11 protein-coding genes and 2 pseudogenes are annotated in these 13,283 nt (G+C 70.8%); 7 read left to right on the forward strand and 6 right to left on the reverse strand.

The features are described 5' to 3' along the window. Positions 1–30: 30 nt before the first annotated feature. The 3 genes and pseudogenes from E1P53_RS11720 to serS all read right to left on the reverse strand — a co-directional run bounded on the left by E1P53_RS11720 (position 31) and on the right by serS (position 4,014). A pseudogene (locus tag E1P53_RS11720) lies at positions 31–1,185 on the reverse strand (lipase family protein). A gap of 622 nt (positions 1,186–1,807) precedes the next feature. After that, positions 1,808–2,743: a DMT family transporter gene (locus tag E1P53_RS11730; protein WP_131734399.1), complete on the reverse strand. Its 936-nt coding sequence runs from the start codon at positions 2,741–2,743 to the stop codon at positions 1,808–1,810. Positions 2,744–2,754: 11 nt separating this feature from the next. Then, the gene (gene serS, locus E1P53_RS11735) at positions 2,755–4,014 is read right to left on the reverse strand and encodes a serine--tRNA ligase (RefSeq protein ID WP_006902095.1); all 1,260 of its coding nucleotides are present in this window, start codon (positions 4,012–4,014) and stop codon (positions 2,755–2,757) included. 57 nt (positions 4,015–4,071) lie between these two features. On the opposite strand from serS, the gene E1P53_RS11740 reads away from it, so the two are divergent. From E1P53_RS11740 to E1P53_RS11750, 3 genes are all read left to right on the forward strand, one after another. Continuing rightward, positions 4,072–5,340, forward strand: a complete 1,269-nt coding sequence (locus E1P53_RS11740; protein ID WP_040527442.1) for a septum formation family protein — start codon at positions 4,072–4,074, stop codon at positions 5,338–5,340. A 3-nt stretch (positions 5,341–5,343) separates the two neighbouring features. Further along, entirely contained in the window at positions 5,344–5,694 is a 351-nt protein-coding gene (locus tag E1P53_RS11745) for a metallopeptidase family protein (RefSeq protein WP_040527443.1), read from the forward strand. 90 nt (positions 5,695–5,784) lie between these two features. Beyond that, positions 5,785–6,285 carry a hemerythrin domain-containing protein gene (locus E1P53_RS11750; RefSeq protein ID WP_109239014.1) on the forward strand — a complete coding sequence of 167 codons (501 nt, stop codon included), beginning with the start codon at positions 5,785–5,787 and terminating at the stop codon, positions 6,283–6,285. A gap of 48 nt (positions 6,286–6,333) precedes the next feature. Here the strand turns inward: E1P53_RS11750 and E1P53_RS11755 are convergent, their stop codons facing one another. Both E1P53_RS11755 and pheA read right to left on the reverse strand, forming a co-directional pair. Continuing rightward, positions 6,334–6,993, reverse strand: coding sequence for a histidine phosphatase family protein (locus tag E1P53_RS11755; RefSeq protein WP_006902099.1), 660 nt, complete (start codon positions 6,991–6,993; stop codon positions 6,334–6,336). Next, positions 6,993–7,964 (reverse strand): prephenate dehydratase, encoded by a 972-nt coding sequence (pheA, locus tag E1P53_RS11760; protein ID WP_131734400.1) that lies wholly within the window; start codon positions 7,962–7,964, stop codon positions 6,993–6,995. The genes E1P53_RS11755 and pheA overlap by 1 nt, the downstream gene beginning before the upstream one ends. A 159-nt stretch (positions 7,965–8,123) precedes the next feature. Here pheA and E1P53_RS11765 point away from each other — a divergent pair, with 159 nt between their 5' ends. Both E1P53_RS11765 and E1P53_RS11770 read left to right on the forward strand, forming a co-directional pair. Beyond that, entirely contained in the window at positions 8,124–8,876 is a 753-nt protein-coding gene (locus E1P53_RS11765; RefSeq protein WP_131734401.1) for a DUF2470 domain-containing protein, read from the forward strand. Between the two features lie 42 nt (positions 8,877–8,918). Then, positions 8,919–9,716: a CPBP family intramembrane glutamic endopeptidase gene (locus E1P53_RS11770; protein ID WP_006902102.1), complete on the forward strand. Its 798-nt coding sequence runs from the start codon at positions 8,919–8,921 to the stop codon at positions 9,714–9,716. 113 nt (positions 9,717–9,829) lie between these two features. Here E1P53_RS11770 and E1P53_RS11775 read toward each other — a convergent pair. Next, positions 9,830–11,133: pseudogene (locus tag E1P53_RS11775) on the reverse strand (APC family permease); the annotation flags it as partial. A 512-nt stretch (positions 11,134–11,645) separates the two neighbouring features. Here E1P53_RS11775 and E1P53_RS11780 point away from each other — a divergent pair. Together E1P53_RS11780 and E1P53_RS11785 are read left to right on the forward strand one after the other, a co-directional pair. After that, positions 11,646–12,584, forward strand: coding sequence for an LCP family protein (locus E1P53_RS11780; protein WP_443667742.1), 939 nt, complete (start codon positions 11,646–11,648; stop codon positions 12,582–12,584). 95 nt (positions 12,585–12,679) lie between these two features. Beyond that, the gene (locus E1P53_RS11785; protein ID WP_131734402.1) at positions 12,680–13,216 is read left to right on the forward strand and encodes a ferritin; all 537 of its coding nucleotides are present in this window, start codon (positions 12,680–12,682) and stop codon (positions 13,214–13,216) included. Positions 13,217–13,283: the final 67 nt, after the last annotated feature.

A 13,283-nucleotide genomic window follows, 5' to 3' on the forward strand; every position in this document is an offset into this window, starting at 1 on the left:
CTCCGGTCGCCGGGGGTCAACCGGGCGCGGTCAGCACCCCCGCGCCGGTTGCCCGGCGAACCGCTGCCCGAGGTACCCGACCGCTTCCGCGGTGAACGGGAGCAGCGCCTCGGTGTGTGACATGCCGCGGTACTCGGTGAACGTCGTGGCGACGCCCCTCCGGCAGTAGCCCGACGCCAGGGCGGCGACGTCGCCGCTGATCATCAGCCCGTCACCGATGCCGTCGGAGTTGCCGACGCCGAGCAGCATCGGCGTCCGCGGCGTCCCGAGGGTGCCCATGACGTTCTTCGCGATGGCCTGCCGCACCCCGGGCACGTCGAGAAGCCCGCCCACTCCCGGCCGGAGCAGGTCCTGGTCGGTGAGACCGGGGTACGCGTCGGCGAACTGCGCGATGCACTCATCCGAGATCTGCCTCAGGATGCGCGAGCCCTTCGGCGACAGGTAGGGCTGGATGTCCAGGTCGTAGGTGTCGTTGTAGACCGCGGTCAGGGCGGGGATGACCCCGGTCCACTGCCGCTTCCCGTTGACCTAGCCCAGGTTGTGGGCGGGGTTCACCGGTATCCCGCCGGCGGCCGCCCCGATCACGTTCAGTTCCGGCGCATAGGTGGGCGCGAGCTCCGCGCCGAAACCGGTGGGCACCGATCCGCCGGAGTAGCCGAAGAGGGCGATCGGCGTCCGGCGCGGCGCCTTCAGATACCGCAGGGTGGCCCGCACACCGTCGAGCGCGGTGTACGCGGATTCTCGGGCCATGGTCCAGCGCAGCCCTGGGCCCTCGTAGTCGGGCACCGACACCGTGAACCCGGCGGTCATCAGCGCGGTGATGGACGGCAGGTCGATGGGCTCGGTCGTCATGTTGCCTCCCCGCAGCGTGTACGAGGGATCGCACTGCGCGCCGAGGGCGTCGTAGAAGGAGTGGTAGGACACGACCCGCCGAGGCGCGCCGGGCCCGACTCCGGGCGGAGAGAGCACGGTGGTGACCGTCGCCGAGGGCCCGCCGAAGTTGTCGGTGGTGCGGTAGAGGAGCTGCGTCGCGGTGACCGGCACGCTGGTGCCGCGCCATCCGAGTGCGACCTGCCTGGTGCGCAGGATGTCCCCCGGCGCGCGGCGTTCGTAACCCGACGGCGGCGTGTAGAACGGGTCCTGGCTCGGCAAGAGCGCCGGCGCCGTCGCACTCCGCGACCGGATCGGGGCAGGTCGTCGCGGATTTCTCCCCGCCCGGACGCGCGGCGTCGGTCAGCCGGCGTCCTCGCCCGCCCGCTCGACCTGCTCGACCACCCGCCAGGTGGCGGGCCGCTTCGGGGCCCCGCGCACCGTGATGATCGGCCTGGCCCTCGAGGCGTTCGGCGTGCTGGTGTTCGCGCTCTACCTGCACCCGACGTCGGAGGCCTGGGTGCTCGCCATCCTGCTCGCCGTCTACGGCGCCGGCCTGGGCCTCGCGTCCGCGCAGCTGACCGGCACCGTCCTGGTCGACATCCCCACCGATGAATCCGGCCAGGGATCGGCGACGGAGAGCACGGCGCGTCAGCTCGGCGCAGCACTCGGCACGGCCATCCTCGGTACGGTCCTGTCGCTGTTCCTTGCGCACAGCCTCCCCGACCGTCTCGAGCCGATCGCCCTGCCCTCGCAGGTCGAGACCCCGATCGTCGACGCCACCCGCGGCTCGGCGGGCAGCACGATCCCGGCGATCCGCCACGAGGGCGACCACGGTAGCTTCGGTGCGGAGGGCCCGGCTGTCGCCAAGGCAGTCGCGGCGGCGCGACCCCGACGCCGCGCCGGTGGCCGGCTCGAGCAGCTGACGCGCGCCGGATCAGGTGTTCCGATCTCCCCGCGGGGTGTGCCCATACCCCGCGGGGAGATTCGTCGCCTCGGCGCTCTCGACCGCGGTGACCGCGCCCGAGGAGGCGAGGGCGACGCCGCCGCCGACCGCGGCGATGAAGGCCACGATCGCGACGGGTCCCCAACCGGCCCGGGTCACGTCGCCGAGGAAGGCGATGCCGACCGCGCCGGGCAGCACCGTCTGACCGACGACGAGCGCGGCGGCGGCACCGTTGACCGATCCCGTCTGCAGCGCGACGGTGAACAGGTAGAAGCCGCCGATGCCGCTGATCAGCAACGCATACAGCGCCGGGTCGGTGAACAGCACGACGAGATCGAACGGCTCGACGCCGACCAGGATGCGCGAGGCCACGGCCATCACGCCGAACACCGCGCCGGCGATGAGTCCGGTGACCGAGGCGATGTGCTTCTTCAGGCGGCGCATCAGCAACAGCCCGAGCACGATCAGCGCCGGACCTGCCACCAGGACCGCCCACCTCATCCACGTCGGGTGATCGACGCCCTCGCGTCCGGCCGACGCGGCCAGCAGCGCCAGGGACACGACGACCACCGCACCGGCGATCCAATCACGCAGCGCCAGATGCACTTTCAGCACGACCATGGCCAGCAGCGCGGTGGCGACGAGTCGCGCGGAGATGATCGTCTGCGACAGGAACAGCGGGATCAGCCGGGCCGAGGCGATCGTCGCGACGAAGCCGACGAGGTCGAAGGCTAACCCGATCAGGAACGGGACCGTCAGCATCGTCAGCGCGGTCGACTTCAGCGACGGATGCGCACCCGCGGATCGCCGGCGCTCCTCGCGGATGGCCGCACGCTGTGAGACCTGTTCGGCGCCGAGCGCCTGCAGGACAGCCGCCGCGGCGAAGGCGAGAGCCCCGATGACCGCGATGACGATCCCGAGGACCATGACGACTCAGTTCACTGCGGGGTGAGGACGTCGGTGCCGACGAACTTCGCCAGCTCGGGCGGCAGCTTCACCGAGCCGTCGGGCTGCTGGTGGTTCTCCAGGATCGCCACGAGCCAGCGGGTCGTGGCCAGGGTGCCGTTCAGCGTCGCCGCGACCTGCGGCTTGCCGTTGGAGTCGCGGTAGCGGATCGACAGGCGCCGGGCCTGGAAGGTGGTGCAGTTCGACGTAGAGGTGAGCTCCCGGTACGTGTTCTGCGTCGGGATCCAGGCCTCGCAGTCGAACTTCCGGGCCGCCGACGAACCGAGGTCGCCCCCGGCCACGTCGATGACGCGGTAGGGCACGTCGATCGCGGCGAGCATCTCCTTCTCCCAGTTCAGCAGGCGCTGGTGCTCGGCCTCGGCATCCTCGGGTTTGCAGTAGACGAAGCCCTCGACCTTGTCGAACTGGTGCACGCGGATGATGCCGCGGGTGTCCTTGCCGTAGCTTCCCGCCTCGCGGCGGAAGCACGTCGACCAGCCGGCGTAGCGCTTCGGCCCGTCGGACAGGTCGAGGATCTCGTCCATGTGGTAGCCGGCCAGCGGCACCTCCGACGTGCCGACCAGGTACAGGTCGTCGTCCTTGTCGAGGTGGTAGACCTCGTCGGCGTGGGCGCCGAGGAAGCCCGTGCCCTCCATGACCTCCGGGCGCACCAGAACCGGCGGGATCATCAGCTGGAAGCCGTTGGCCGCGGCCTTCTGCGCGGCCATGTTCAGCAGGCCGAGCTGCAAGAACGCGCCCTGGCCGGTGAGGAAGTAGAACCGCGAGCCCGAGACCTTGGCGCCGCGCTCCATGTCGAGCAGGCCCAGCGACTCGCCGAGCTCCAGGTGGTCCTTGGGGTTCTCGATCTCGCGGACCTCACCGACGTGCTCGAGGACCACGTAGTCGTCCTCGCCCCCGGCGGGCGCCTGCGGCGCGACGATGTTGGAGATCGCGCGGTGCGCCCGCGCGGTGGCCGCCTCGGCCTCGGCCTGCCGGGCGACGGCGGCCTTCACCTTCTCGGCGAGTTCCTTGCCCTTGGCGAGCAGCGCCTGCTTCTCCTCGCCCTGCGCCTTGCCGACCTGTTTGCCGAGCGCCTTCTGCTCGGATCGAAGCGTGTCGGCCTCCACGATCGCCGAGCGACGCTCCGCATCGGCCTCGAGAAGGGCATCCACCAGACCGGGGTCCTCGCCGCGGGCGCGCTGCGAGGCGCGGACCAGATCCGGGTCGTCTCGAACAATCTTCAGGTCGATCACGCTTTCAAACCCTACTTGAGCGCAGGATCCGAAACGGGCCAGGCATGATGGATCCCGATGAACACGCCCGACCCCGATCGCGCCAGGCGCGCCCCGGACGAGTCCGATCCCGGGCACGCAGCCGAGACCGCACCCATCGCCGAGTCGGTGCCGACCGACGACTTCGCTCCGGTCGACCCGTCCGGCACCCACGAGCCGCACCCGGACACCGACGGCGATGCACACGGCGCCACCGTCGCCGCCGGCACGCCGGCCCGGTCGTCCGGCCGCAGGATCGGCCGCAACCCGGTCCTCGTCGTCCTCGTCGCGATCGTCGTCGGCGCCATCGCCGCGGGCGGCGTCGCATACGCGGCAGGCGTCTTCGACGATTCCGGCAGTGTCGGCGGCAGCGACATCGGCGAGCGCAAGCTCGTGCAGAACGCCTTCACCCAGTCGGTGGCCGGCGACTGCCTGGACTGGCCCGAGGGCGATCCCGGCAATCCGTCGAAGGTGGGATGCGAGCACAAGCACCGCTTCGAGGTGGCCGGCGGCATCGACACCTCGCTGATCCCGAGTTCGGAGTTCGGCGAGGACGCGCCGTGGCCGGGCCCGGAGCGCTTCGCGGCGATCCGCGACGAGCAGTGCCCGATCGTCGTCGACCAGTACCTCGACGGCCGGCTCGACCCGCAGGGGCGGTTCGCGGTCGGCATGATGTACCCCTCGCAGGACCAGTGGGGCAAGGGCGCCCGCGAGCTGCGCTGCGGCATCCAGGAGAACGGGCCCGACGGCCTGCCCGCGCAGTTCTCCGGCCGCGTCGCCGACCAGAACCAGTCGTTCGTGTGGCCGGAGGGCACCTGCATCGGCATCGATCCCGAGGACCGCTCACCGACCGGCTTCCCGGTGAACTGCGCCGAGCCCCACGCATTCCAGACCACCGGCATCGTCGACCTCGCGGTCCGCTTCGGCGACCGGATGTCGGACAAGCCGTGGCCGCCGACCGGCGCGCAGAACAGCTACCTGGAGTCGATCTGCCCCAAGCAGGCCGAACGCTTCGCGGGCGGCGCGGACAAGCTCGACCAGACCACCCTCAACGTGCAGTGGTCGGTGCTCTCGGAGCCGAGCTGGCTGGCCGGCAGCCGCAAGGTGGTCTGCTACCTGGGCCTGCCCGACAAGCGAGGCGGTTTCGCCACCCTCGTCGGCGACGCCAAGGAGGGCACGCTGCTCATCAACGGCAAGGCCCCGGTCCCGCCGCCGGCCGCCCCGCCCGGTCGCGCGCTGCCCACGCCGGTGCCGCTGCCGCCGGGTATCGCGCCGAACCCGGCCGAAGTCCCCGCGCCGGCGGGCTGACCCATGCCGGTCAGGATGTCCGACGACGAGTTCGACGGGCTGGTCTCGGATGCGCTCGACACCATCCCGTCGGAACTCACCGACGAGATGAACAACGTGGTGATCCTCGTGGAGCCGCGCAACCCGGAGGAGCCCGACATCCTCGGGCTGTACCAGGGCATCGCGCTCACCCTGCGCGACCACGACTACGGCGGGTACCTGCCCGACACGATCACCATCTATCGCGAACCGATCCTCGCCATGTGCGATTCGCGCGAGGAGGTGGTGCACGAGGTGGCGGTGACCGTCATGCACGAGATCGCCCACCACTTCGGCATCGACGACGAGTGGCTGCACGCCAACGGCTGGGGCTGACCGGCGCGTCGATCCGCCCGCGGCAGGTTTGGCCCCGGGGCGTACGAGGAATACGGGGGCACCGGTTCAGCCCACCGTAGGAGCACACCCATGTCGACCGACGCCATCGTCATCCTCAAGGACGAACACAAGGAGATCCGCAAGCTGTTCCGCGACTTCCGGTCCGCGGGAGACAACGCCGTCAAGACCAAGGGCAAGATCGTCGACAAGATCATCGAGGCCCTGACGGTGCACACCTACATCGAGAACGAGGTGATGTACCCCGAGATCCGCAGGCGGGTCCCCGAACTCGAGGACGACATCCTCGAGTCCTACGAGGAACACCACGTCGCGGATGTGCTCGTCGTCGAACTGGCCGGGATGAGCCCGGACGCCGAGCGATTCGACGCCAAGACCACGGTCCTCATCGAGAACGTCGAGCACCACATCGAAGAGGAAGAGGACGAGTGGTTCCCCAAGGTGCGGGAAGCGCTCGGCCGCAAGGAGCTCCGGGAGATCGGCGAGGAGATGCTCGCGCGCCGCGAGAAGGCCCCGCGGCGCCCCTCCCAGCCGTCGGCGCTCAAGAAGACGGTGGACGCGATCATCAAGTAGCCGGCCCGGGGAAATCGCCCGGCCAGGCCTGCGGCCGTGGGCGACAGGTCAGCCCATGGGGTCGTCGACGAGCGGTTCGTCGACGCGCCCGAACGGCGCGGTCGTCGCACCCCACCGATGGCAGGCCCACACCCCGTCGACGTACTCGAGCTCGATGGAGCCGGTGTTGCCCAGGTGCGTCGCCGCGGCGAAGCGCGAGTCGATACCGGCCAGTCGTGCGGCGATGAGGCGGATGGCCGCACCGTGGCTGACCAGGAACACCTCCCGCCGGCGGGTACCGGTCAGGTACTGCGCGGCCAGGTCCTCGATCGTCGGGATGTAGCGCTCGTAGACCATCTCCAGCGATTCGCCGCCGGGGATGCGGACGTCGAGGTCGCCGGCGTGCCACCGCTCCATCACCTGGTGGAAGGTGTCGTGGGCCTCGCGGTCGGAACGGTCCTCGAGGTCGCCGGCCTGGACCTCGTGCACTCCGTCGATCGCCTCGGTCTCGACGTCCCACACCGAGCCGATGAGCTCTGCGGTCTGCCGGGCCCGGATGGCGTGCGAGCTGACCAGGAGCACGTCCTCGCGCGGCTCGTTCTCCAGGCCGAACCGAACCCCTTGCCGCGCACCGAAATCGGTGAGGGAGGCGCCGGGCAGGGCGGTGTCGAGGCGACGCATGACGTTCGCCGTGGTCTCGCCGTGACGGACCAGGTGCAGGCGCGCCATCAGTACTCACCTCGGCGCATCGCCGCGACCCAGGCCAGCGACTCGTCCTGATCCGGTGGCGGGGTGCCGGTGGTGCGGACCGCCGGCCACGACCCCAGGTACACCACGCGCTCACACCGTCGGTGAAGCGCCGCAAGGGCCTCGGCGACTGCGGCGTCGTCGATGTGACCGACGGCGTCGAGGAAGAAGCGGTAGCGCCCGGCGATCGCCCGGCCCTCCGCCTCGTCGCGCTGCGGTCGCGACTCGATGCGCGTGAGATCGATCCCCCGGGAGGCGAACTCGTTCATGGCCGCCATCAGGCTGCCGGGCTCGTTGGCCAGGTCGAGGATGACCGACGTGCGGTCGGTGCCGGTCCGCCGCGTCGGAGCCGCGGGGCGTCCGAGGACGAGGAATCGCGTGGTGGCCTCCTTGGCGTCGCAGACGCCGTCGGCGAGCACCGTGAGGTCCGACAGCCGCGCGGCGAGGCCGGTGGTGACCGCGGCGTCGGCCCGGCCCGCGGCGACGTCCTGGGCCGCAGCGGCGTTCGAACCCGAGGTGAGGAACTCCGCGTTCGGGAAGAGCTCGGCGACCGAGCGCCGGACCTGCGCCGAGGCCACCGGATAGGCCGCGATGGTGCGGACCTCCTCATTGGCCATCGGTGCGGCGGCGGCGATCGTGAAGGCGATGTCGAGGACCGTCTCGGCGAACACCTGGACGCGTCCGGCCGCGCCGGAGCTCGCCGGCGGCACGAGCGCGTCCATGGTCGCCGGGACCGAGCCCTCGAGGGAGCTCTCCACCGGGACGCAGCCGTAGTCGGCCTCACCGCTGCGGACCATCGCGATGGTCGCCGCGGGGCTCGACGTCGCCACCTTGGTGACGCCGCCGGTCAGGTCGAGGCCGCCGAGCGAGGGGTCGTGAGAGGCGAGAACCTCATCGAGTGCCATCTCGGCGAAGGTTCCGCGCGGGCCGAAGTAGGCGATGACAGGCACCACACGAGAGTAGTGGACGCCGGCGGATGCTCTGGTGAGGCCGCGTTCGGCCGACACATGGGTACGAGGACCCATTGACGCGCGAGGCACGGCTATTTAGGTTAGGGTTACCTTCCAAAGCACACGCCACGGTGCCCCACGACGCGCCCATCGGAGACAGACATGACGCGAACGACGACCGCCCGACCCACGGACGCCGAGATGATCCAGACGGCCTGTCGGCGACCGGGACCGGCGTTGCTCGCCGTCGAGGGCGCCGAGACCACTCCGATCGACGTCGTCCACCTCTTCGAGTCCCAGGCCTTCCTGCTCGTGCCGACCCACGGCGAGGCGATGGCCGCCGTCGACGATGCCGAGGGCACCCCGGCGATGCTCGAGGTCACCGACTGGGCGCCGATCGACCTGCGCGAACGCGTGCGCTCGGTGATCTGGCTCAACGGCACCCTGTTCCCCGTCCCGCGCGACCTCGAACGGGATCTGGCGATCGAGATCGCCGGCGAGCATCCCGACGACGGCCTGCTCGACATCGGCCACGGCGCGTCGATGCTGCGCCTGCAGGTCGAGACCGCGGTGATCGCGTCGGGTGCGGGCGCCGCGTCGGTGCCGGCCGCGGAACTCGCCGACGCGACCCCGGACCCGTTCTGGGAGTGTGAGGCCGGATGGCTGGCCCACCTCGACGCCGATCACGCCGACCTCGTCGGGCAGCTCGCCCGCCGGCTCCCCGACGACCTGCGCAGGGGCCGCGTGCGCCCGCTCGGGCTGGACCGGTTCGGCATCCGCTTCCGCATCGAGGGTCCCGCCGGCGACTCCGACGTCCGGCTCCCCTTCCCGCGGCCGGTGTCGGACGTCGTCGAACTGTCCCGGGCGCTGCGCAACCTCGCGGGTTGCCCGTTCCTGAACTCGATGCCGGACTGAGCACACACCTCGCCGGGCGCCGGATTCCCTAGGCTGTCCGGCATGCCATTGCGCGAATACCTGCGGCCGTCACCACACGGCATCCCGGTCGTCACCGATCGGACCGAACGACGCGGCCTCATCGTCGAACTCGTGATCGTCGGTGTGCTGACCTTCGCGTTCTCCGCATTGTCGGCGGCCCTCGCGCTCGCCGAGACGCAGCTGACCGCCGGCATCGGCCAGACGACGGTCGCACTCAATCCCAGTCGCTCCGACCTCGCGCTGATCGACGCGGTGCGCCAAGTGATGAGCGTCGCGCGCCTGTTCGCGATCGCCGGACTCGGCGCCTACCTGTTGTGGCGCAGCGGGATCGGGCTCAAGCGCGTCGGCCTCGGCCGCTGGTCCCCGCGCCGCGACGTCCCGGCCGGGCTCGTGCTCGCCGCGGTCATCGGTCTGCCCGGGCTCGCCCTCGTCGCGGTCGCCCGCGCACTCGGCCTCAACGCGAGCCTCGTCCCGAGCCAGGCCGACACCTGGTGGGAGTGGCCGGTCCTCGTCCTCGTCGCCATCGGCAACGCGGCCGCCGAGGAGATCGTCGTCGTCGCGTACTTCATCACGCGCCTGCGCCAGCTCGGCGCCTCCGAGACCGGGTCACTGCTCGCCAGCGCGGTGCTCCGCGGGGGCTACCACCTGTACCAGGGCTTCGGCGCCGGCCTCGGCAATGTGGTGATGGGCCTCGTCTACGGCCGGTTCTTCCAGGTCACGGGCCGGACCTGGCCGCTCGTCATCGGGCACGGGGTGATCGACGTGGTGGCCTTCGTCGGATACGCGTTGCTCCGCGATCACCTGTCCTGGGTGGGCTGAGACGCCGTCGCCGAAGCGCTGTCGGATGTCCCATCGGCATCCGTACCGCCCGGCCCCGTCTCGCCCGGCCCGGCCTCGCCTGCTCCCGCCTCGCCCGATCCGGGAGCCCGTCCACGTCCGCCGGAACCCGTGACCCGGGCCAGGACGAACAGCACCAGGCCCACGGCGATGAGGACGCCGGCACGCAACCAGGTCGCGGCGCTCTGCTGGGTCATGAGCAGGATGCACGTGCCGACGGCGAGGACCGGCACGATGGTCCACACCCGGAAGTGATCGGCGTCGACGACGTCGCGACGCAGCACCAGGACGGCGACATTGGTGCTCAGGAAGACGAACAGCAGCAACAACACGACGGTCTCGGCGAGCTCGGCCACCGAGCCGGTCGCCGCGAGGATCATCGCGATCGCGGTGGTGGCGACGATCGCGGCCCACGGCGTGCGCCGGCCCGGCAGCACGCGGGCGAGCATCGACGGGAGCAGTCCGTCACGCGCCATCCCGAACGTCAGCCGCGAGGCCATGATCATCGTGAGCAGGGCCCCGTTGGCGACGGCGATCAGCGCGATGAGCGAGAAGAGCCGCTCGGGCACGCCGACGTCGGCGATCGAGACCACCTCCAGGAGCGGGCCGCTCGAGGAGGCGAGCTGCTCCGGCGGCGCGACGATCGACACCCCGAGCCCGACCAGCATGTACACGACACCGGCGGTCAGCAGCGCGCCGAACAGCGCCTTCGGGTAGACGCGACGCGCGTCGCGCATCTCCTCGGCCATGTTCGCCGAGGTCTCGAAGCCCATGAACGAGTAGTAGGCGAGCACCGCCGCGGCGAGCACCGCGAAGGCGGGGGTGGCGGATTCGTCGAACTCGATGACGCGATGCGGCTCTCCGTCCCCGCGACCGAGGACGAGACCGGCGAGGACCACGACGAGGACGAGACCGGACACCTCGATGACCGTCATCACGACGTTGGCGCCCAGCGACTCGCGGATGCCGCGCGCGTTCAGCAGCGCCACGGCGACCAGGAACACCAGGGCCACAGGGGTCGTCGGCGAAGGCGAGCGACAACCCCCGCCGCGCTCGTGACGCCCGCGGCGAGCATGCAGAAGCCGACGAGGAAGGACACCGGCGACGAGCGGTAGGCGCGCGCGGCGAACACCGCCGCGCCCCCGGCCTGCGGGTACTTCGTGACCAGCTCGGAGTAGGAGCCGGCCGTCAGCAGCGCCATCACGAGCGCGGCGAGCAGCGGCACCCAGATGGCCCCGCCGACCTTGCCCGCCATCTCGCCCACCAGGGCGTAGATCCCCGCACCCAGGACGTCTCCGAGGATGAACAGGAACAGCAGTCTGCCGGTGATCGCCCGCTTGAGCGGGGTGGAGGTCTCGGCGTTCCCGGTCTCCGGCCGGGTGGCGACGTCGTCGGTCATGAGGGCCTGCATACCCCGTCCGAGCACGAACGATGCGTACATTGGTGAGGATGAACGAGCAGGCCCCCCCGATCATGCGGCGTGGTCGGCCGGGTCCGCAGGTGCCTCCTCCCGGTCGGCCGGGCGGTGGCACCCCGCCGCGTCATCTGCCGCCCCAGCAGCCCGCCGGATGGCCCGGTCCCCCGCCGCCTCCCGGAGGTCGGAACGCTCCCCCGCCGCCTCAGGTCGGCGCACCGGCGCCGCATCCGCAGGCGATCCCCCGCATACCCGCGCACGGACCGGTCCCCGGCCGCACGCCGCAGCGTCCCGCAGCGAGACCGGAGCCCCGTCCGATCGGGACCCATGCGCCCACGCAGAAGCCGGAGCCGATACCGCCGGCCGAGCGCGGTGGCCCACCCGCGGCCCCCCGCGACGACCGCCGCGCCGGCCGCTCCTCGTCGCGTCCGCCCGCACCTCCCGCACCGCCGGGGCCCCCGGTCACTCCGCCGAGGCCGCGGCGACGCCGGCGGCGCGTGCTGCGCGTCGGACGCGTCCTGCTGGTCCTGGTGCTCGTCGTTGTGCTCGGCGGTACCGGGCTGCTCTTCTACTACGACTCGAAGCTCGATCGCATCGACGCGCTGCGTCCCTACGCGGGCCGCCCGGCCGACACCCCGGGCAGCAACTGGCTCATCGTCGGCACCGATTCGCGTGCCGACCTCACCGCAGAGCAGCGCGCCGGCCTGTCCACCGGCGACGCCGACGGGTCACGCACCGACACGATCATGCTCGTCCACAACCCGCCGGATAGCGGCAAGGCGACCGTCGTCAGCATCCCGCGCGACCTGTACGTCGAGATCCCCGGCAACGGCAGCCTGAAGATCAACGCGGCCTACAACATCGGCGGTCCGGCGCTGCTCGCGCAGACCGTCGAGAGCGTCACCGGAATCCACATCGACCACTACGCCGAGATCGGTTTCGGCGGCTTCGACACCCTCGTCGACTCGGTGGGCGGCGTCGACATGTGCATCGACCAACCGCTCAACGACCCGAAGGCCGGCCTCCGGCTGTCCAAGGGGTGCCACCATCTCGACGGCCGGCAGGCGCTCGGCCTCGTCCGCACCCGCGCCTTCCCGCGCGCGGACCTCGAGCGCGTGGTGAACCAGCGGAAGTTCCTCGCCGCGTTGGTGAAACGGGCGACCAGTCCGGCGGTGCTGCTCAACCCGTTCCGGTTCTTCGGCTTCGTCGACGGGGCGATCGACTCGCTGACCGTCGACGAGCGGGATCACATCTGGAACCTCGCCACACTCATGTTCGCGCTGCGGGATCCGGTGACGACCACCACGCCCACCGGCGAGAGCGAGTACACCGACGACGGTCTCGCCCTTCCGGTCACACAGCAGACCGAGGACTTCTTCGCGTATCTCCGCGCAGGTCGGCCCATTCCCGAGGAACTGCTCGTCGACGCGGGCTGACACGACGAGCACAGGCTTGCCAAAGACAGGCCAGACTAGCCTCAGTAAGGCTGAACTTGCTGGTAGAAGGCGGTTTCTGCTGCCAGGATGGGGTGATGACCGAGTTCACCAAATTCCATCAGCTGCTGCACGACCAGATCGCCAACGAGTTCTACGCGTCCCAGCAGTACATCGCGGTCGCCACCTACTTCGACAACCACGACATGCCTCAGCTGGCCCAGCTCTTCTACCGCCAGGCGGTCGAGGAGCGTAACCACGCGATGATGATCGTCCAGTACTTCCTCGATCGCGACATGGACGTCGAGATCCCGGGGGTCCCCGCGCCGAACAACACCTTCGAGGACTACCAGGCGCCGATCAGACTCGCCCTCCAGCAGGAGAAGACGGTCACCCAGCAGATTGTCGACCTGGCGAAGTCGGCCCGCGACACCGGCGATTACCTCGGCGAGCAGTTCATGCAGTGGTTCCTCAAGGAACAGGTCGAGGAGGTCGCGACCATGACCACCCTGCTGACCATCGCCGAGCGCTGCAAGGGCAACCTCTTCGATCTCGAGAACTTCGTCGAGCGCGAGTTCAACGGTCCCGCGACCCCCGACCCGACCGCGCCGCCGGTCGCCGGGGGCGTCGTCTAGGGCCTCGCCCGGGGGATCGCGCAAGCGACACAGACGATTTCGGCGCCGCCACCCGCTCTCGGGTGGC

The sequence above is a fragment of the Gordonia paraffinivorans genome, from assembly GCF_900683595.1.
Taxonomy (GTDB): domain Bacteria; phylum Actinomycetota; class Actinomycetes; order Mycobacteriales; family Mycobacteriaceae; genus Gordonia; species Gordonia paraffinivorans.

What these genes read in the sequence shown, in the direction of transcription:
- E1P53_RS11770 (WP_006902102.1), top strand. Translation starts at nt 8,919, where the DNA reads ATGCCATTGCGCGAATACCTGCGGCCGTCACCACACGGCATCCCGGTC.
- E1P53_RS11750 (WP_109239014.1), top strand. Translation starts at nt 5,785, where the DNA reads ATGTCGACCGACGCCATCGTCATCCTCAAGGACGAACACAAGGAGATC.
- E1P53_RS11730 (WP_131734399.1), bottom strand. Translation starts at nt 2,743, where the DNA reads ATGGTCCTCGGGATCGTCATCGCGGTCATCGGGGCTCTCGCCTTCGCC.
- E1P53_RS11745 (WP_040527443.1), top strand. Translation starts at nt 5,344, where the DNA reads ATGCCGGTCAGGATGTCCGACGACGAGTTCGACGGGCTGGTCTCGGAT.
- E1P53_RS11785 (WP_131734402.1), top strand. Translation starts at nt 12,680, where the DNA reads ATGACCGAGTTCACCAAATTCCATCAGCTGCTGCACGACCAGATCGCC.
- E1P53_RS11755 (WP_006902099.1), bottom strand. Translation starts at nt 6,993, where the DNA reads ATGGCGCGCCTGCACCTGGTCCGTCACGGCGAGACCACGGCGAACGTC.
- E1P53_RS11740 (WP_040527442.1), top strand. Translation starts at nt 4,072, where the DNA reads ATGAACACGCCCGACCCCGATCGCGCCAGGCGCGCCCCGGACGAGTCC.
- E1P53_RS11765 (WP_131734401.1), top strand. Translation starts at nt 8,124, where the DNA reads ATGACGCGAACGACGACCGCCCGACCCACGGACGCCGAGATGATCCAG.